The sequence below is a fragment of the Nocardia sp. NPDC051900 genome, assembly GCF_044452545.1.
Classification (GTDB): Bacteria; Actinomycetota; Actinomycetes; order Mycobacteriales; family Mycobacteriaceae; genus Nocardia; species Nocardia sichangensis.
The window spans coordinates 420,488-441,109 of record NZ_JBITBU010000002.1 but is presented as its reverse complement, the minus strand read 5'-3'; the positions used below and the strand labels follow the sequence as shown (position 1 = coordinate 441,109).

The window sequence follows — 20,622 nt, the reverse complement described above, 5'->3', positions numbered from 1 at the left end:
GACGGACCTAAGATGCGCCGGGAAGTCTCCGCACGCCCGCGCAGACCTCGGCGGCCAGGTCGTCGTAACCGACGGCCAGTTCGGCCAGGCGCTGCCAGGCGTCCCACAGATCCCATTCCGAACTGCTGGCCAGCGCCGCGTAGGCGTTCGCGGTGAACTGGGCCAGGCGATCGATCACGGCGCCGACGGTCTCGGTGTGCACGTGCGCCGCGCCGTGGGCTGGCGGCAATTGCGTGGTGATCCAGCGATCGATGTCGTGAATCAGGCTCGCACGCAACGCGTCTATCTCGCCGAGTGATTCGGGTCCCGCGCTGAGCCTACGTTCGTGCAACGTGGTGAGTTCGTGTGCGCAGCGCAGCATCGGGTTGCTCTCGTGCATCTCGCCTCGGCAGGCCTGCAGCACTTGATGTTTCGCTGGAAGAACCGCCCCGGTGGTCATCGCCCGGCCGTTCTCGTGCAGGACCGTACGGTGTCGATGATGGACGAGCCGGAGGGGCGGAAACCGTTCTCGGGAGCCACGATCCAGTGCCGATAGTCGGCGTCGGCCACGGCGGGAGACGGCAGTGCGATCTCACCGCCGGAGGGCACGATGGAGACGTTGAGACGGAACAGTTCCGCGAACAGCCGGACGTCGTCGGGTAAGTCGGGGCGGGTGAGGAAGGTCCACCGTTTGGACCGAACGTGAGAAACGATCGGGCCCAACGCTATTCGGCGATGGGTGAGATCGTCGCGAACTTTCTGCCCCAACGCGGCGGGCATCGTGATCGCGCCGACGAATCCGGCGCGGAGGACGATTCGGCCTATCTCCGGATGGACTCCGGCGGGCAGGTCGCAGGTGTGTCGATAGTAGGCGCATCGGGCGGTCGGGGTATCCGCCAACGCCAGTTGGTCCATAGGGCCCTCGGGTAGCTTCGTGTGACTTTTTCCAAGCCGCCCGGACGGCGCTGCGGCACCAGTGCTTGTGATCCGGTTCATCGTGCGGGCGTTGTCTCAGTAGAGCACTCCATGGAGCGGATCAAACATTCCGTTCAATTAGTTCTCGAGAAATTCGTTCGCCCGCCGGTTACCGGCGGGTGCGGTTACCGGTAGGGTGCGCGGGGACGCCCCGCGTTCAACTCGGCGTACGTAATTCCTGGTCGAACGACCTGTGCAGATGCGGGGCGAGAACGCGGGGAGTTTTGTTCAGCGCCGTCGCTGACGGGTGCGCTACCTTGCCGCAAATCGATACCGCGGCAGCGCGCCTCAGGGTGTCGTGCGGAAGTACAGCACGCGGTCGCCGTGCTCGGACAACGGCGTGTCGACACTGATCTGGCGCAGGCCGCAATCCGGCAGGTAGGTGAGGTTGGCGAACACCTTCGTGTTGCCGAAGGCCGCGCGCAGCTTGCTCTCCGTCGCCCGGTCGGGGTTGTACAAGGCCAGCGTCTCGAAATCGAGTGGCGCGAGCGGTTTGTCGAGGGGAGCCTGCCCGGCAGGACGGCCGAGCGCGGCGTACTGGGTGGCCGTACCGCGCTCGTACCAGCACAACTCGTAGGCCACGTCCTCCGTGACCGTGATCGCCGCGACCGGCCAGTCCTGGGAGAGGCGCAGTGCCAGCGGATGTTTCGCCACCGGGGTGAGTTCCCAGTTCAGGCTCATGACCGTCACCCAGCCGCCGTAGGGCTGGTCGATCAGCACGATGTCGTCGCCGAGGGTGGCGGAGGTGTTCAGCTTCGGCTCGCGGATCTTCCACTTCGACTCGGGCGTACCGAGATAGCTCTCGCGGTCGAGGGGATAGGCGTCGTCGACGGCGTAGGCCGCGATGATCGCGGCGCGCACCTGGGCGATGGCGTCCCGTTCCGGCACGTAGACGCTGAGCGCGCCGAAGGTGGAGCCGATCTGGACGGGCGTCGACGGCTGATCCTGCTCGGTGCCCGGCGCGAGCGGTCGCAGGCCGACGAGGGCCAGCTTCCAGTTGATCTCCTCGACGGTCGACAGGTCGCCGGAGGATTTGAACATGATCTGCTGCTGGGTGAGCCGTCCGGCTCCCTCCAGGGTGCGGCAGCCCAGTTCGACCAGCGCCCGGTGCGACTTGGGAGTGAGATCCAGGTCCTGGATGCCGCAGGCGCGCAACCGGATGGACATGCTGGTGGAGGTGAACGCGGCGTACCGCTCCCGGTACATGGCGATGGCCTGCTTGCGCGACCGGCCGACCATGAGCGTGCGCAGCAGCGTGCTCAAGCTGGCCAGGTACTTGCCGGACAACTCCGGGTTCGCCGCGGCCAGGCCGGCGCGGATGCGGGCCGCCTCCTCGGTCGCGGCCACGGCGGCGTCCTGGTCGAGCCTGCCCAGCCAGACACCGCACTTGGACAGGCCGTCGGCGCACGGGCCCGCGACTTCCGGATGCGCCCGCGCCACTTGCCGGTAGACATCACAGGCGCGCCGGATCGTCGTGGTGGCCAGTTCCCTGCGCCCGCTGTGCCGTGCCGCCTGCTCGAAGGAGCGCAGCGCGTCGTTCAGTTCCCCGGCCAGACGGGCGGTGAGCACTTGGCCCCTGGACAGCAGGCGCAGGCGGATCGCCACCGCTTCTTCGGCGGGCGCCAGCGCTTCCCTCGTGCGGTCGCGCGTCGAGCCGTTGTTCTTGGTGGCGATCAGCCCCTTGGCGAGTTCGCCGAGCGAGGTGGCCAAGCGCAATTCGGATTCGACCGTCCGGTCGAGGGCCGCATACCGATCCGCCGCGATCTGACGCTCCATCGCGTCCAGATCCATCGCGCTCCTCGTTTCCAGCATGATCCTCCGCCAACGCGCGGCAACCGCGCAACACATTCTTCTGCGCACCGAGTTTGTCACGCTTGCCGCCCGCGCGCACCTGTATCCCGCCAGGCAGACCGGGTCGTTCGGCGGTCGGCGACCCGCCCGGCGGCCGACGCGATGGCGGAAGGCATGATCGAGGGTTGTGCGAGCCCTTCTACAGCGCGTGAGATCGGCCCGGGTGACGCTCGGCGAGCAGGTCGTCGGAAGCATCGATCCGGTGGTCGACGGCCTCCCGCACGGCCTGGTCGCCCTGGTCGGCGTGACGCACTCCGACACCGAGGCGACCGCGCGGGCATTGGCCGACAAAGTATGGCGGTTGCGAATCCTCGACGGGGAGCGCTCGGCGGCGGACCTGGGCGCGCCGATTCTGGTGGTCAGCCAGTTCACGCTGTACGCGGACACGAAGAAGGGCAGGCGTCCGTCGTGGTCGGCGGCCGCGCCCGGCGCTGTCGCCGAACCACTCATCGAGCACTTCGCGGAGGCGTTGCGCGAACTCGGCGCAACCGTGGCCACCGGGCGGTTCGGCGCGCACATGCACATCGACCTGGTGAACGACGGTCCGGTCACCCTTATGGTGGAGCTGTGAGCTGTTGTCTTGCCCCGAAAATCGGGGGCTCCGAGCGTATCTGGTGATCCGCGCCTCGCTCGACCTGGGCGCGGAGTCTGCCCGCAAACATCGAGGAATTTCCCGTTCACGTTGACGTCACTGGTGATTAGTCATCCGCTGTTACCGTGGGTGGGAAGGACTCGAGGGTGGAGGAGCGGACGCGATGGCGGACAATGTCGAATTCGATGAGCATCTGTTCCGCAAGGCGGCCCAGAAGACGGGGCATGTCCAGGACCGGATCACCGGCATCATAGACAGATTGAGCACGTCGATCGCGGCGCGGGGGAACTGCTGGGGCAACGACAGTATCGGCCGTAACTTCGCCAACGGCCCGGACGGCTCGGGCGGTTACACCACGACCAGGGACAACCTGATCAAGGGCGCGCGAAACATGGCGGGCACGTTCGAGAACTTCAGCAAAGGACAGACGAAGACCGCGAATCTGCTGCGCGACATGGAGCACGGCAACCGCGACGGCATCCGCTGACCCGGGGTTCACCGACCGATGACGAACGAGCAAGCCAAGGCGGACTTGGCCGACATCCTCGACGGCGTCCAAGAACAGATGCGGATCATCGCACGGTTGCAGCAGGAGCGCGCCGAACTGACCGGCCGCGCGACGGTGCGCGGCAAGCGGGTGACGGTGGTCGTGAACGCCGACAACACGGTGATCGATACCCAGTTCGGGCCGAATATCGAGGATCTCAGCCATGCCGAGATCGCCAAAGCGGTCACCGAGGCCGCGCAGCAGGCCAGCGCCGATGTGGCCCGCAAGACACGAGATCTCATGGCCCCTTTGGACACTCATCGGGCCCGGATGCCGAAGCTGTCCGATCTGGTCGAGGGCATGCCCGAGGTGCGCGCTCCGGAACCCGTCCCGGCTCCGACGGCGCCGCCGAACGCGCGGGAGCGCAGGGAGTTCTCCGACGGCAGCGGCATGCGCTTCACCGATACCGAGACGGTAGAACGCGATCGTGGTGGATCGGTCACCGATTCCAGCTGGTGAGCTCGGTGGCCGCACCGGGCCGTCGAGGTAGCTGAGCATGGCCATCGAGCTGCCCGGCGCGCTGAAATACCTCGAGCCGATCGTCGGCATGGAGTGGCCCGAGGGCAACGAGGATCAGATGTGGGCCTTGGGCGGGGACTGGCGGACCGCCGCGTCCGAGTTGCGCTCGGTCATCCCCGACATCGTGGCGGCCAAGAGCGCGTCGATGACCGCCTATCCCTCGGGCGACGGCTACGAGGAGATGGTCAAGGCCTTCGACAGCTTCCTGACATTCGGCGGCGGCAACCCGCAGGACGACCAGACGCTGTCGAAGCTGGCCGACTACTTCAAGGAGATCGGCGACTCCGCTTACGACGTCGGCACCGAGATCGAGTACGGCAAGCTGATGTACTGGTCGTCGCTGGCGTTGCTGGCGGGGGAACTGGCGGCGTCGTTCGCGTCCGGCCCGTTCAAGCCCGCGGTGGACGCGGCGGCGATCGCGGCCACCCGGATCGCGGTCCGCATCATCGGTCAGCGGTTGGTGCAGGCGGTGATCCAGCGCGTGGGCCGGATCGTGGCGAACCGGTTCGTGAGTTTCCTGCTCCGGCACATCGCGATCGACACGATCCTCGGCACCATGCAGGAACTCGGCGTGCAGGCCTATCAGGTCGAGCAGGGGCACCGCAAGAACATCAACGCCGAACAGGTCGTCGTCACCGCCGTCAGCTCCGCGGCGGGCGGCGCCGCGGCGGGGCCGTTGGGCGAGAGACTCGGCCACGCGCTGACCCGGCGGTTCGGCCCGGAGTTCAATCCGTTCCTGCACGGCATCATCACCGGGACGACGGCGGGATTGGTCGGCGCGGGTGCGGGTTTCGTCGGCGCGACCGCGACGCAGTTCGGCTTCGATGTCGCGACCGACGGGTTGGACCAGGCGCTACAGAACCTGGGGAACACGCCGGTCGACTGGCGGATGTTCACCGCGGGCGCCTCCAACGGCGCGATGACCAGCGTCGCGAAGGTCGGTTCCGCGCACATATGGAACAAGATGATGCCGACCACGATGAGTCGTCCCGACTTGGGAACCCGCCTGAACAATCTCTTCGCCGACGCGGGCGGGGCGCGGGTGGGCTACCGGCCCGACGGCGCGGGAACGACCGGCGCGGGCGACGGCAGTCTGGCTCCAGGCGCTGGGAACACTTCCGGTGCGTCGGACACGTCCGGGGCGACGAACGGTGCGGGCGCACCGCGCGCCGGAATGCCCGCGGCCGGCAATAGTTCATCGAACTCCGGCGGCACGGATACGTCGCGCGCCACCGCGTCCGGGGGAGATCGGGTTTCGGGCGCGGCCTCCGATGGCGCGAGGTCGGAGGGCAACGACGCCGGGCGGAGTGGTGAGCCCGGCACTCCGGCGCAGACCGGGGCGCAGGGCACGTCCGGCGAGCGCGCGTCGTCTGGAGAGCGCGCGTCGTCGGGGGAGCAGTCGTCGGCTGGTGAGCAGTCTTCGGCTGGTGAGCGGTCCACGTCGGGTGAACAGTCGTCGGCTGGTGAGCGGACTACGTCGGGCGAGCAGTCGTCGGCTGGTGAGCGGACTACGTCGGGTGAACAGTCGTCGTCGGGTGAGCGGTCCACGTCGGGTGAACAGTCGTCGTCGGGTGAGCGGTCTACGTCGGGCGAGCACTCGTCGTCGGGGGAACGGTCCACCGGTGAGCGGTCGGCGTCCGACACCGGCGCGGGGCTCGCCGACGAAGGAAGACAGGACCGCGGCGCCGGAGCCGGTCGGTCCGAAGAGCCGAATATCGCCGCTGGTCAGCATGATAGGGCTACCGAACCGGGGGTCGCCCAGCGCGGCACCGTCGACGGCGTGCAGAACACGGAGACGCGATCGGTATCGGACACGGCGCCGACGGGCGCGGCACCGGTCGTGGGCGCTCCGCTGACCGGCCACCCGGCGTCGCCACACGCCGGACCGAGTATCGCGAGCACGCCGCCGTCCACTGGTGTCGCGCCGGGCGCGACGCACGCGTCTCCTGCTTCGCCGGGATCGAGCGACGCACGGCCCGCGTCGTCCGCCGATTCGCGCGCCCAGGCCGCCGACCCGGACAGCAGGGCGGCCGCCGACAGGGGCCGGGCCGGTGTGGCCGATCGCGCCGCCGGTTCCGGTCGCGACGAGGCCGGGGTGCGTGCGGGCAAGGCCGACTCCGAGGCGCCGCGAGCCGAAGCCAGGCGGGAGGCGGGGGCGACCCGTCAGGTCGGGGAGACGCGCCAGGACGGCGGGACGCGCCCGGCCGGAGAGACGCGTCAGGCGAATGCGGATCGACCGGGCGAGGCGTCGCGATCACGCGATACCTCGGAATCCGACCACGGCAGGCGCGATACCGCGGAACCGGTTGTGCTGCCGCTCGCCGGTGACGCAGGTGAGTCCAGACCGGCGCGCCGCCCCGGCGGGAATACCGATGGCCCGGCCCGCCGCCCGGGCGGGGATGCTGATGGCCCGACCCGCCGCCGGAGTGCGGACACCGACGGCCAGGCTCGCCGGGACACCGACGAGACGACGCGGGACGATCCGGATTCCGATGCGCAACAAAATCATCCGAAGAATCGCGGGGAGTGCGCCAGGCTGTCGCTCGCGGAACTCCAGGAGGCCACCGGTAGCGATACCATCCGGCCTCCGGACGAGCCGGTCGGCGAGCGCGGCATGTCCCTGCGTGAAATCGAGGAGGCCGCGGGCGGGCGTCTCTGGGACTACCCGGACGGCGGGCCGGACGAGTCTCGTCACCAGGGCATCGCCGACGAATTGCTGCGGATGGCGGCGGGGATGGACCCGCGCGATGTCGCCGAAGGCCGTGGACCGCGCGCCCTCGTGGTGGACGAATACACCGGTCCGGTCGACGAGCACGGGGTCGGCGCGCACGCCTACACCTTGACCGTGCGCATGCATCCGGACACCGGCGAGTTCCGCATCGAGGTGTCCGACCCGGGAGCGGAGAGCCGCAAGGGGTTCCCGCCGGACGTGCCGTCGGACCTCCGCTCGGTTTCGGCGATCCTGTTCGACGGTGCGGGAAAGGTGGTGCCGCCGAGCGGTTCCGACCCGCGGGTGCGACCGGCCGACGAACGGCCGATCTATGGTCCCGAGGGCGAGATCGCGGGTCAGCGCGATGGCGAGACGCCGAAGCAGTTCCGCGCGCGGTTGCGCGCCGAGATGGCCGACATGCACTCCAGGCGGGCCGCCGAGCAAGCGCGGCGGCTGCGTGACCTGATCGACCGAATCGATGAGGCGGATCTGCCCGAAGGGGTGACGAAACGCTCGCTGCGGATCAAGGCGGGACAGGCCGAATGGCATGCCCGCGAGTTCCGCAAGAACGCCGACACTTGGTGGAGGGTCGCCGGTGGGCGTCCCGCGGACGATGCCCCGATACCGCCGCGCTCGGCATCGAACCCGATGCCGGACCCGGCGCGCTCGCGCAACGACTCGAATGCATCTGACCCGGAGCGTGTTCCGCCGGGCAACCGCGACCCGGACACCACTGACGAAGCGAATCGGCCATCCGATCTGGCGGGTCCGCCGCGCGACAGCGAGGGAGTGCCGGAACCGGGTGATCGGAAGGTGGCGCCGCTGGATCGTGGTGATGCGGAGGGCGACGGCGCGCGGCCCACACGCGACCGCACTCCGGCGCTCGACGAGTCGCCCGACTTCCTCGGTGAATCCGACGACGCCGAGCACCGGTCGGAGCACGGCGACGACGATGTGCCCACCGGTATGTACCGCGACGCCGACGGGGTGCTGCACAAGTTCGGTGATCGGCCCGACTCCTACCGGGATCCGGACGGAACGTGGCATCACGAAGACGACGCTGCGGGCACCTACCGCGACGACAGCTTCCGGTTGCACGACGAGCTGACCAAGGAATATCTCAGCGATCCGCTGACGAACCGCCCCTACCGGTTCATGGCCGATCCCGGCGACAAGCAGCCGTACACCGTGGTCGACGCGAAGATCGCAGCCCAGATCGCGGAAACGGTCACCGAGCGGGCGACGGTGGAGGCGCAGCGCAACAAGGCCAATGACGCGGTCAAGCGGCACATGGCGGAGTTCGAGATCAAGAAGATCAGCGATCTGGCCGAGGAGAAGCTCCCCGGGCGCGTGGAGAAACTCGAGATCGAGATTCTCGAGTCCGACCTCTCCGACGAGGAGAAGCAGGCGAAGCTGGATCGCCTCGGCGAGATGGAGCGCAACGCCGCGGAGTTCAACCGGCTGGGTCCGTTGCTGGTGAAGGCGTCCAAGACGCTCGGCGAACTGACGGGCAGGGCGTTCGGGCTCGACTCGGAAGCGCGGCCGGGGGCGATACTGCTGTCGCCGTTCGATGGCGCGATCGATGGCGCCGATACCGTCGACATAGCGGTGCTGGTTCCCGGCGCCGACGGTGGTCCGCCGAAACTGGTGGTGATCGAGGCCAAAGGTGTCCACTGGGACCTTGGCGGTTCGAAAGTAGCTGAAGCGCAACAGGGTTCGCCGGAGTATCTGCGCCGCACGGCCGCGATCGACAAGAACTTGCGGCGGATTCTGACCGAGACGCCCGAGGAGATGGCGGCGCGCGGCGTCGACCCGGACAGCGCTGCGGGGCGGGCGCTGTCGAAGGCGCGCGAGCAACTGCTGGAGGCGCACCGGAACGGGACGCTGGAGGTCGAGTACCACCTGGTGCACGCCACCAAGAATGGCGTTGTCACCTCGCGCGAGTTCAACCTTCATCGGGACGGCGCGCTGGTGCGGGTCGATGTCATCGGCGGCATCGAATCGCCCGCGCTGGCGCGAACACCGGCTCGAGCGCCGCTCGCCGACGCCTCGGTACCTGATGCCGGCGCTCCGGTACGCGATACCGGCGCCTCGGCGCGCGACACCGGCACTCCGGCGCGGGACGCCGACGATTCGTCGGTCCCTCCGCAGGACGGCGACAGCGACGTGGCCGCCGCCCGCGATGCGGAGCTGCTCGGCGTTCCGGGCGAGGACGAATGGTCGCACCTGAGTCCGGAGGAGGTCGGCGAGCGGCTGCAGGAGCATCTGCGCGACGCCATGCGGAATCCCGACTTCGAAGTCTTCGGGTTCGACCTCGACGGTCTGAACCCCGAGGTGGTGCGGGAATACGCCAGGGCAATGGTCGATCTGGTCGATCGGTTCCCGTCCGCCGACCTGCGCAGCATCGGTATCGGCGGGCTGCCGCCCGAGGTGATCGGCATGGCGCAGCCACGGCTGGACGCGTCCGGCCGCATGTTCACCGAATCGATCGTCCTCAGTTACGACCACGCGACCGGTGCGCAGACCTTCCGGGACCGGATGCGGATCGGTGTGGACAACGGCCGGTTCTCCGCGGAAGTTCTGGGCCGTCCCGTCCGTGCCGTCGTGGCGCACGAATACGGGCACGCGCTCGACCACGCGAGCCAGCAGAGCGCACGCCATCGCGCCGAGGAACACCTGTACGAGCGCTATCTCGACGACGACACCCGCGACCCCGGTCTCGCTTTCGAGGATTGGCTGCACCAGCTCAGCGGCCACAGCTTCGACCGCGACGGCAACCTGCGGCCGGAAGAGGCGCTGCCCGAGGCGTTCGCCGATCACGTGCTCCGTGGCGACGACGAACCGGTCAGCGCGCCCGCCCGAGCGCTGCACGACCTGCTGACCCGGCTGGCCGCCGAGCCGCCGGAGAACAGCGACGCGCCGCTCTCGCTCGACGCCGACCACATCGACCTTCCGAACGACGGTTCGCGAGCGCGTGACCCCGACGACTCGTTCGGTCGCGACGGGGACGTCCTATTCGAGGGCGACCTGCCGGAGGACGGGACGCCGCTGTATCGCGGCATCCCCCGGTTGCTGCCCGACGGGTCGGCGAATCCGTCGTATCGCGAGGCGATTTCGGGACGCGCGGTGCCACGCGGAACCGTGGACTTGTCCGCCGAAGAGCACATCTCCCAGCGCCGCGCCGCCGAGAGCGACACCACGTCGTGGTCGCGTACGCGCAGTGCCGCCGAGGCATTCGCCGACGGCGACGGGGTGATCCTGGAATGGCGGACCGGGGCGCCGCCGGAGGGCGCGTCCTGGAAGTACAAGCCGATCTTCGATCTGCCGGACCAGTTCTCCCAGGTGCTGATCCAGGGGACGCTGCACGACGCGCGCGCGACCAGGTTCGTCGCCGCGGACGCGCATCCCGATCTCGCGGTCGGGGAGCACCCGGGGCAACCGGCGGGCGACCCGACGCCGCCACGCACGCCGGATGACGAGCCTGCGGCGCATGCTCTCGACACCGAACTGCTCAGCGCACCGACCGATGACGAATGGTCGCGCCTGAGCCCGGCGGAGGTCGGCGAGAAACTACGCGATGACCTGCGCCGGATGACGGACAACCCGCAGTTCGAGGTGTTCGGCTTCGACCGCGACGGTCTCAACCCGGAGGCGGTGCGCGAGATCGCCCGCGCGATGGTCGACCTGCACTCGCGCTTCCCGCAGGTCGACATCCGCCGCATCGGCATCGGCGACTTGCCGGACAAGGCGATCGCGGAGGCGCGTTCCGGGTACGAGGACGGGCACCACTACACCGAGTCGATCACGGTGAGCCCGAAATACGTCGCGAGCGCGCGGGACCTGCGGCAGACGATGACCGACCGGGTCGGCGACGGGTTGTACGACCGGGCGGTGCTGCGGCGGCCCGCGTATTCGATCGCCGTGCACGAGTTCGGGCACGCGCTGGAATTCGCGGGTGACAACGCCGCCAGGCGCGGAGCCGAGGACCAGCTGCTCGACCACTACATGGACAACCATCCGGACAACCGGACGATGGACGGCTTCACGGAATGGTTGCGCGACAACCTCAGCGGCTACAGCCTGACGTCCCAAGGGATCGAACCGTCGGAGGCGATGGCCGAGGCGTTGGTCCAGGTGGTCGCCCACGGCCGCGACAACGTGGCCGAGCCGGTCCGGATGCTGTACGACCGGTTGATCGATGCGGTCGAGGGCGATGCGAAGCTGCTCGGTGCGCCGTTCGACGACGAGTGGTCGCGGCTGGGTCCGGCGGAGGTCGGGGAGAAGCTGCGCGACACGATGCGGCGGATCACGGGCAATGCCGAGTTCGAGGTGACGGGCTTCGACCGGGCCGGCCTCAACGGGGAGGTGCTGCGGGAATACGCCCGGTCGATGGTCGAGATGTTCGAGCGGAACCCGCAGGCGAACCTGCGCCGAATCGTCGTCGGCGAGCTGCCGCGCGGCGTCTTCGCCGAAACCGGGCAGTTGATCGAGCACGGCACCCGGCGGGTATACGCGGACGACCTGCTGATCAACGAGCGCTATGCCGCGAGCGCGACGGAGTTCCGGAAGGCCGTCGAAGAGAGCGTCGAATCGGGATGGTTGCATTCGAGCGCCACCCGCAGGCCCGTCCATGCGCTGGCGGTCCACGAGTTCGGCCACATCCTCGACATCAGCAGCGGTGGCTACGCCCGGCGCAAGCTCGACGCCGCGTTGCTGAACCACTACATGTCCAAGCATCTGGGCGAACCGACGACCGAGGGCTACCTGGCGTGGCTGAAGGACAACCTCAGCGGATACAGCTTCGACAAGACCGGGCAGCTCAACCCGGCGGAGGCGCTGGCCGAGGCGTTCGCCGAAGTGCAGTCGCGTGGCCTGTTCCAGGTCAGCGAGCCAACGCGGGTGGCCTACAGCCTGCTGCACGAAGCGGTCGACCGCGGTGGCCGCCGCGGGTGGCTCGGCCGGTTCATGGACGGGCTGCGGCTGGAGCGGTTCATCTCGCGCGATGAGCCGGGCGGGTTCGAACGCGACGCCGTCGAAGCGCCGCAGAACTCCGAGCGACACGCGGTTCGGGCAGAGGACCCCCGGGACGGGGACGAGCCGCGCCGCCGAACCGATGCACAGCCCGCCGACCTCACCGAACCCGTCACCGCCGGTAGCGACGCGAACGGCGCGCGTGATCTGGTCCGCCCGGACGAGGCGCAACCGGCAGGCTGGCACCATCGCCCGACCGATGTGGCCGCGACGGAAGTACGTGAAGTGCTGGTGCGCAGCGAGATCGGCAGGCAAGCGCTCACCCGGCTGCGCGACCTCGGCGCCGCCATCCGGTTCGAGGAACCCGGCGACGGTCCCGGACAGCCGGACGGGTTCGACGGGCGGACGATGGAAGTGTTCGTCGGCACCCGTGGCCGCGACCAGCTGGCGCAGGCGGCGGCGGTCGTGCGGGCGGCGGAGCTGGCCGGTGCGGTCGCCGAGGGCAGACTCGAGGTGAACCCGGCCCGGATCCGCGCGCTGGACCGCGCCGATCACGTCGCCGCGCGGGTGCGGGTGGAGGCCGAAGCGCTCGGCCGCCAAGCCGAATTCCACCGGGAGATGCGCGAGGCCGGTTACGACCCGTACGGCGGGCCGGTGCGCGATGTGATCGATGCCGCGCAGCGCAGCGCGCTGGAATCGGCCTATCTGGATGTCTTCGACCGGGCCGTCGAGCCGGATGGCCTCGTGGACGACCCGGCGCGCCGGGCGATCCGGGATGCGGAGGCGGCTCGGCTGACCGCCCGGCGTGACGCCGCGGCCGCGGCGGTCGACGCGGCGCGGGCGCTGCGCGCGGAGGCGGCTCGCGGCCTGGCGGACGACGGGCAACTGAGCACTCGCGTCGCACTGGCCGACACCATGGAGCAGTTGCACGGCCGGAGGATCCGGATCGACCAGGCGAGCGCCTGGCGAGACCGGTTGTCGGAACTGGAGCGGGCGTCGCTGCGGGTGATCGATCTCGAGGAGGTGCGCAACCGCGCCGACGCGGACCTGCGTCAGGTGCTGGACCTGGATGCCAGGGAACCGCGATCGGATTCGGGCGTGGACAGCGAGCGACGGCGCGCGGCGGGCGTGGCCGAGTTGCTGGCCGATCCGCGATTCGACGCACCGGAGGATCCACGCAAGGGCGTCAGCGGACGGCACGAGGCGGGCGAGGAGTGGGACGCCGCGCACCGCTCACCCGAGGGGGCGGCGGAATACGCTCCCTCCGATCTCGCGACGGCCCGCGAACTGGATCGGCTCCAGCGGACGGAGGCGGCGGCCAGGCGCGAGCTGGCGCGCATCGAGGCGGATTGGGATCGCGCGTTCCGGCGGCTGCAGGACGGATTCAACCTTCCCGACGACGAGATCCCGTCCACCCGGCAGGAGAAGTTCGACCTGGTCCGGGAACGGTCCGAGCGTATCGACATCTGGAATGGCACCAGCTACGTGCTGCTGCTCGCGGATCTGACCGCGCAGCACACGCGGGCGACCACGGAGCATGCCCGCGTACTGGGCGAGATCACCGACATCGTGCGGCGGGACCTGTCCGACCGCGCCGCCCTGGCCGGAGAACCGCCACCCAGTGACATCCGGGTGCACCTCGACGAATCCGGTGACCTGCACGTCCTCCGAGACGCCGCCGACGCGCCCGCGCCGGCCGATCCGCCCCGGCACCGGGTGGACGAGGGGACGCACCAGCGGACGATCACCGAGCACGCGGCCGCATTGCGGAACGAGGCACTGGTCGAACTCAGCGGCAGTCGACAGGGCAGATGGGCGGCGGCCGTGCTCGAGCGGCTCGGGGTGGACATCCGGTTCAGCGCCGAGTCCGAGGCGAGCATCCGTCGCATGGACAGCGGGCGCTACGGACTGCGGCCGGACGCGGGCTACAACCCGGTCACCAATACCGTCGTGCTGGAATCCGACGCCGGATCTCGGCGGCACGCAGCGGAATTGGTGCGCGCGGCGCGGCTGGCCGAGCAAGTGAACGAGGCAGCGGGCGAACCGCTGGCGCGGCTGACGCTCTCCCGCGACGAATACGTCGACCTGATGCTGGACCGGATGGCCGAGGCGTACGCCCTGATGTACGCGGGCAACGCCGACGACACCGGCATGATCGATCCGAACCGGATCGGCGTCGACGACCTGGAACGCGCCTACGGCAAGGCCTACGACGACGCGCTGCGGTACGCCGAGAAGACGTACTGGAAGTCCGGCGTCGTCCGGTCCTTCCCGCTATACCACCGGGCCGCCTTCCGCGCCGGTGTGCGCGCCGTGCGTGAGCACCTGAACCACCTCGGGCCGCACGTCGACTGGCGCGACTACGGCGATCACTTCGGGGCGGCATGGGATCGGGCGCACGGCATCGCGCCGACCGAACGCGTCGTCGATGCCGACGCGCAGGCGCGCGACAGCCGTGCCAGGGTCGGGGAGCGCGCCACGCATGTCGCGCTGGAGATCGAAAGCCTGCGCATGCTGCGCGATCTGGGCGAATACGTCCCGGTAAGCCCGGCCGAACGCGCGTACACCGAGGCCTACGACAAGGCGTACCCCAAGGCGGAGAAGGCGCATCGCCGCAACCCCGAGGCTCCGCCGCCGGAGCAGGCCGCCCACCGGGCGGGACGCGAGGCGGTACGGCGCTATCTCGACCGGGTCGGCTTGGACCGGGCCGAGATCGCCCTCGACGTCGTCCGCGCGGCGGGCAACGAGGACGAGTCGCGGTGGGGTCATCCGCAGGCGCGCGAGGACGGGATCGCGCCGCGCTCCGAAGACCCCGCGACGCGCGAGATCGGGCGCGACGACGACGCCGAACTCGCCCGGCGCGTTCTGGATCAGGAATTCGACGGTGAGCCGCATCCGGAGCGGCTCACCGATCGCGTCGCGCGCTACCCGGCCGATTCCGAGCCGGGGAGGCGGCCGCGCCTGGTGGTCGTCGCAGAACCCGGACAGCACATCGACGCCCTGCGCGAACTGGCGGCGACCCACCCGGAACTCGCCGACGTGCTCTGGGACCGGTCGCACTATCTCGACTACCGCGAGGCGGTGCGCGGGGCAGGCGGCCTGCCGACCATGCACCACATCACCGTCACGGCGGCGGAGGGGCCGTACCGTCACCCCAGCAGGACCGAAGCGCTCACGGAGATGCTGGCGCACTATCTGCGCTACCGGGCGGAGGGCCGCACGCATCTCGGGTTCGAGGAGTGGCTGAGACAACTCGGACCCGACGCGTTCTACACCGCCGAAGACGCCGAGAAGGCCCGCGGTACCAGCCGCCAGGGTTTCCACGTGCCGGGCAGGCTGACCGAGGGCTTCCACGAGGCGGGGCACCGCACCGCTGCCGCCGCCGATCCGCCGTTGACGCCGCCGCATCCGGCCGAGGTAGCGCACCGGTTGTACACCCGCCGGATAGCGCTGCCCAGCGACTCGGGAATACCACGCCCGTCGCATCACGAACTGGAAATCTTCCGAGTCGGGTCGACGGTGCTGAGCATCCATCTGGAACCCGACGGCAACGGCGGCTGGCGGGTGCCCGCTCCGCTGTCGAACCGATCGGAATCCGATGTTCTGTCCACGCATCTGCGGGGCCTGTCCGCGCCCGACCGGAAGAAGCTGGTCGCGCGGATCATCGAGCTGCTCGGCGACGGCTCCACCGACTTGGCGGATCGCGCCGCGCCGCGCGGCAGGTTCGGCCGGTTCATCGATCGGTTGACGCCGGGCAGGGCGAGCACGCCGGAAGGCGAACAGCCGCACCGCGTCGAGCGGTCCGGGAATGACGATCCGCACGTCGATCGGGACCGCATGGCGGACGAGTCCCCGCGCGGTTCCCATCCGCCCGAGGACATCGCGGCGGACGCGCCCGATACGGAGGTGCTCGGCGCCGCGACCGCGGACGAGTGGTCGCAGCTGAGTCCGCACGAGGTCGGCGAGCTGTTGCGGGACCGGCTGCGCGAGGCCACGGGCAACCCAGGGTTCGAGGTGTTCGGGTTCGACCGGCCGGGCCTGAACCCCGAGGTGGTGCGCGAATACGCCAGGGCCGTGGTCGAAATGCACCAGCGGTTCCCGCACGTCGACCTGCGCGGCGTCGGCATCGGCGAGTTGAAGCGGGGCGAGCTCGGGTGGGCCGACGGTCAGATCGACGACGTCACCAAGAAGGTCTTCACCAAGGCGATCGTCCTCAGTCACGAGCACGCTACGAGCGCACGCGACTTCCGTGCGGCGGTGCACAACGCCGTAGGCAACGACCAACTGAAGCCGATGATGTCGCGGCGGCCCGTTTTCGCCGTCGCGGTGCACGAATACGGTCACGTGCTCGACCACGCCGGTGGTCTCGCCGCGCGGATGCGGGCGGAGCGCCATCTGCTCGAGCTGGCCGCCGCGGACCCCGACGGTGATTTCGGCGAGTGGCTGCGGGAACTCAGCGGGTACAGCCTCGACGAGGACGGCCTGCTCGATGACCACGAGGCGGTGGCCGAAGCTTTCGCCGAAGTCGTGCTGCGCGACCACTTCGGCGATCTCGGTCCGGCGAGCAAACCCGTACGCGCGCTGCACGATCTGTTGCTGCACCACGCGGAGCAGGGCGGAATCGGCCGTGCCGTCGACGCGCCGACGAACGACCGCCTGGTTCTCGACACCCACGACGACCAGGTCCGCGCCCTGCTCCGGCAGACCGACTACGGCAAACAGATTCTGGCGAGCTTGGACAGCGGCCCGATCCGCACCGGCTACGAAGACACCGCGCCGGACGGGCGGACCGGCGAGTTCCGGCGTCGCGAACTGTCGGCGCTGGCGTTCACCGCGGGCAATTCGCACGTGCGCCAGGCGCTGGCTCTGGCGCACGAATCGCTGCACGCGCAACGTCATCTCCAGCGCACCACAGCGAACACACCCGAGCGCATCCGCGCGATGTCGCGCGATGAATTCGTCGACGCGATGGTCGACGAGGAAGCCGCCGCCAGCGGCAGGCACTTCCGGCTCGCGGCCGAACTGCGCGCGCTCGGCTACGAGATCGCCGAACATCCGCTCGAAGAGCACTACCGGGCAGCGTTCGACCGCGAGCTGTCCCGGCGGCGCTGGGACAACGCGGGAACCCGCACCGAGGCCCACGATCTCGGCGTCGCGGCGCTGCGCGAGCCGCTGCGCCGGACGGAATGGAACAACGGGCGCAACTACGCCGACTACTACGGAAACATCTGGGACGAGGCCAACGTCGGCCGCGACGGCGCGGCGGAGGCGGGCAGGCACCATCCGTTCTCGCCGACCACCGCGGACGAACTGTGGCACGGCGCGCTGACCCGCCAGGACGCCAGGCTGCGGGCGCGGGAGGCCGCCGCGGAATTCGCCCGCCGGGCGGAGGCGCTCTTCGGCACCCGCGACGTCTCCCGATCGACGATCGATCGGGCGCTGCGGGAGGCGGAGGACGCGGCCACCCGGTCGGACCACGATGCCGAATCGCTGCGCAGGCAGGACGATCTGCGTGTGCTGAGCGACGCGGCGGATCTGCGGGACCAGGCCGGGACCCGGCTCGAAGGGCAACAGCACAGTCTCGCCGCATCGGCCGCGCGGGGCGTGCTCGGCGCGGCCATCCGCGGTGAGTCGGGCGCCCGGGTGCTCACCGATCACGTCGCTCATGTGCCGGGCGAGCCGGACCGGCTGGTGATCGCCGCGGAAGCCGGTGACCACGAGCGAGTCATGCGGGAAGCCGAGCGCGACCCGTTCGCGGCCGCGCTGCTCGGCCGCGACGATGTCGACCGCCGGTTCCTCGAAGTGGAGATCGACGACTTCGGCCGCGTGCGCGTCCGATCCGTCGACGAGCCAGGGCCGATCGCGCCGAGCGACCCGGTCGGTGCGGTCACGCCGCGCGATCTCGCCGGGACCGCGGCAGCGGAGCGGACCGCCCGTCTCCGTGCGGAACTGGCCCGGACCGAGATCGGCAGGCAGATCGATCGGGCGCTGACCGAGCACAAGGTGCGGGTCGAGTACGAATCGGGCGCGCCGGATCGCTACTACCCCGCGCAACGGCGATTGGTTCTCGATCCGGGCCTGACCGACACCCAGCAGATACTCGCCCTGGTGCGCGGCGGCACGCTCGCCGATCTGGCCCACGCGCCGGACATGCCCGACGCCGCCCGGCTCCGGACGCAGTCGTCGCGCCGCGCGTACGTCGGCGCGATGCTCGACCTGGAGACGGCCGCGCGCATCATGCAATTCGCGGCGATCGGCGAACTGCGCGCGGCGCGGCACGAGATCCCCGAGACCGAACTCGAGCGGGTGTACATCCAGGCGTACGACGCCGCGCACGCGGCCGCGCGGGCGGCGGAGCCGGACGCCTGGCCCGAGGATCTGCAGGACAAGGCCCGCGAGGCCGCGTTCGAGGCGCTGCGCCCGCTGATGGACGCCGAGACCGTCGGCCCGGACCGGACCCACGCCGATTTCTACGGCGACGCCTGGGACGCCGCGCACGGCACCCGCTCGTTCGACCAGGTCGTGGCGGATGCGCTGGCTTCCGGCGAGATCGGCGCGACGATACTGCGCGAGGGCGATTCGGCGCACAGCGCCCGGAGCGTCGAGTTGGTCCGGTTCGCCAACGGCACCGAACTGATCCGCAAGATCGTCGTCAATCCGCGGCACGCCGTCGCCGAGGTACTCACCGGGGCGCTCGGCCGGGCCGTCGACGCCCCCGTGCCCGAGTCGGTACTGCACGAGCCCAACGTCGTCTACCAGCAGGTGATGCCAGGTGAACCGGCCGGGGACCGGCACCGCGATTTCACCGATCCGCACGAACTCGGCTACGCCGATTCGATTCCCGGCCGCGCCCTCGGCCTGCTCGACACCGTGGTCCGGCCCCCGGACCGGGATCGTTTCGGCTGGCTCGCCGGGCCGGACCGGCAACTCGCGGGCATCGACCACAGCCGTGCCTTCGAGAACAGCGCCGAGGCCCGCGACGCGGTGAGCCCGTTCGCCGAAGGATTCCTCGCCCGCGACGCCGACGGAAGCGTCCGCTACCGCGACAACGAGCTGACCCGCGAGGCCGTCGACATCCTCATCGAACGGGTCGCCGCGCTGCGGCCGCAGTTCGAGCGCTACGGCCGCACCGACTGGCACGACCTGGCCATGCAGCGGCTGGCGCGGGTACGCGAGCACGCGCGCGACATCGCCCCTGTGCCGCCGCCCGACGCCATCACGCCGGTCGGCGACGACCACACCGTGGTCCGCGAATACGACCGACGCAACACCTGGCTCTACCCCAACGGCAAAGGCGGCATCCACGTCACCGTCGACACCGAGGGGGTGCTGCGCGTCCATATACAGCCCGCCACCAGACCGGCCGACGGCGCGGGCCTTTTCCGCAGCGCGATGTCCGAATTCGGGCACCTGGTGACCGAGATCCGGGGCGAATGGCACCGGGACGGTGGCCCGGGCCACGACCCGGACCTCTACCGGACGCCAGAGGAAACGATGCGCGACTCCCTCCTCGGCGAGCTGGCGGCCGAGCACGGCTTCACCGAAATACGTGTCGAAGCAGGCGATCCCGCGCCGACAGTGCGTTTCAGCGAGCCGGAGTTCGCCGACGCGGACACGCACTCGACGCCGGACGCCACCGGATCGCGCGAGCGGGTCGACGACAACCAGCGGGAACCGGCGGCGGACGACGCGGCCGACCAGCCGGAGCGCGCCGACAGCGAAGTCCGCGCCGACGACCTGTGGCAGCTGAGCCGGGTCGACGCCGAATCGGCCCAAGTGTGGCAGGTGCTCGAAGAGTCCGCCGTCGGTCGCGAGGCGGCGGAACTGCTCCGCGCGGAGGGCGCCCGGGTGCGGTTCGCCGACCTCGGCGACGAGATCGGCGCGGCCGACGCCTTCGACCGCCGCACCATGGACATCCGGCTCGACACCCATGACCGCGGACAGGTGGAGCTGGCCGGCGAACTCGTGCGTGTGGCCGCGCTGACCGAGGCGATCCGAGCAGGGCAGGTGGAGGTCACGCCGTCCCGGATCCGGGGCATGTCACGGGAGGACTACGTCACGGCGCAATTGCGCGCCGATGCCGTCGCGACCGGCAGGCAGGCGGAATTCCTGCGCGAACTGGAGAACGCCGGGTATCCCGGCCGGCCCACCGCGCTGGCGCCGGTCGAGGTCGAGTACCAGCGCGCGGTACGCAGGCAGTACCTCGACGCCTACGACGCGGCCGTGGCCCGGGCGCAAGAGGCCGACCCGGCGATGGATGCCGACCGGTTGCGCGAACGGGGACGAGAGGCGGGCGTCGAGGCGCTGCTCGCCGGTGACCTGTTCGACCCGCCGTGGTCCGCCGAGGAGAGCGCCAGTGCCCGCAGCACGCACGGCCGGGACTGGGACGCCGCCCAGCACCACGAGCGCTCGGCCGCTGAATACCGGCCGGCGACAGCGGAGGCCGCGCGCGAGACGCAGGACCTCGTGCGCAGGCAC

The 20,622-nt window shown here is 70.2% G+C and carries 7 protein-coding genes (1 of these 7 running past the window's edge); 4 read left to right on the top strand and 3 right to left on the bottom strand.

All coding sequences use genetic code 11. From position 1 onward, the window contains the following. Window positions 1–7: 7 nt before the first annotated feature. The 3 genes from ACIA5H_RS04435 to ACIA5H_RS04425 form a co-directional block, all read right to left on the bottom strand. A complete protein-coding gene (locus ACIA5H_RS04435) occupies window positions 8–379 on the bottom strand; it encodes a DUF4254 domain-containing protein (RefSeq protein ID WP_379251985.1) in 372 nt (123 codons plus the stop codon). Between the two features lie 56 nt (window positions 380–435). Next, window positions 436–894 (bottom strand): DNA-directed RNA polymerase subunit beta, encoded by a 459-nt coding sequence (locus ACIA5H_RS04430; protein ID WP_356964781.1) that lies wholly within the window; start codon window positions 892–894, stop codon window positions 436–438. A 348-nt stretch (window positions 895–1,242) separates the two neighbouring features. After that, window positions 1,243–2,766: a hypothetical protein gene (locus tag ACIA5H_RS04425; RefSeq protein WP_397073848.1), complete on the bottom strand. Its 1,524-nt coding sequence runs from the start codon at window positions 2,764–2,766 to the stop codon at window positions 1,243–1,245. Window positions 2,767–2,932: 166 nt separating this feature from the next. On the opposite strand from ACIA5H_RS04425, the gene dtd reads away from it, so the two are divergent. From dtd to ACIA5H_RS04405, 4 genes are all read left to right on the top strand, one after another. Then, complete coding sequence (gene dtd, locus ACIA5H_RS04420; protein ID WP_397073846.1) at window positions 2,933–3,376, top strand: D-aminoacyl-tRNA deacylase; 444 nt, start codon at window positions 2,933–2,935, stop codon at window positions 3,374–3,376. Window positions 3,377–3,560: 184 nt separating this feature from the next. Next, complete coding sequence (locus ACIA5H_RS04415; protein WP_356964778.1) at window positions 3,561–3,884, top strand: hypothetical protein; 324 nt, start codon at window positions 3,561–3,563, stop codon at window positions 3,882–3,884. Window positions 3,885–3,902: 18 nt separating this feature from the next. Next, complete coding sequence (locus ACIA5H_RS04410) at window positions 3,903–4,403, top strand: YbaB/EbfC family nucleoid-associated protein (protein WP_379251988.1); 501 nt, start codon at window positions 3,903–3,905, stop codon at window positions 4,401–4,403. Between the two features lie 37 nt (window positions 4,404–4,440). Next, on the top strand, window positions 4,441–20,622 hold the 5' portion of the coding sequence (locus tag ACIA5H_RS04405; RefSeq protein ID WP_397073842.1) for a hypothetical protein. Its footprint extends 15,633 nt past the window's final position; the window shows 16,182 of its 31,815 coding nt (coding positions 1–16,182); the start codon lies at window positions 4,441–4,443; its stop codon lies beyond the right edge, outside the window.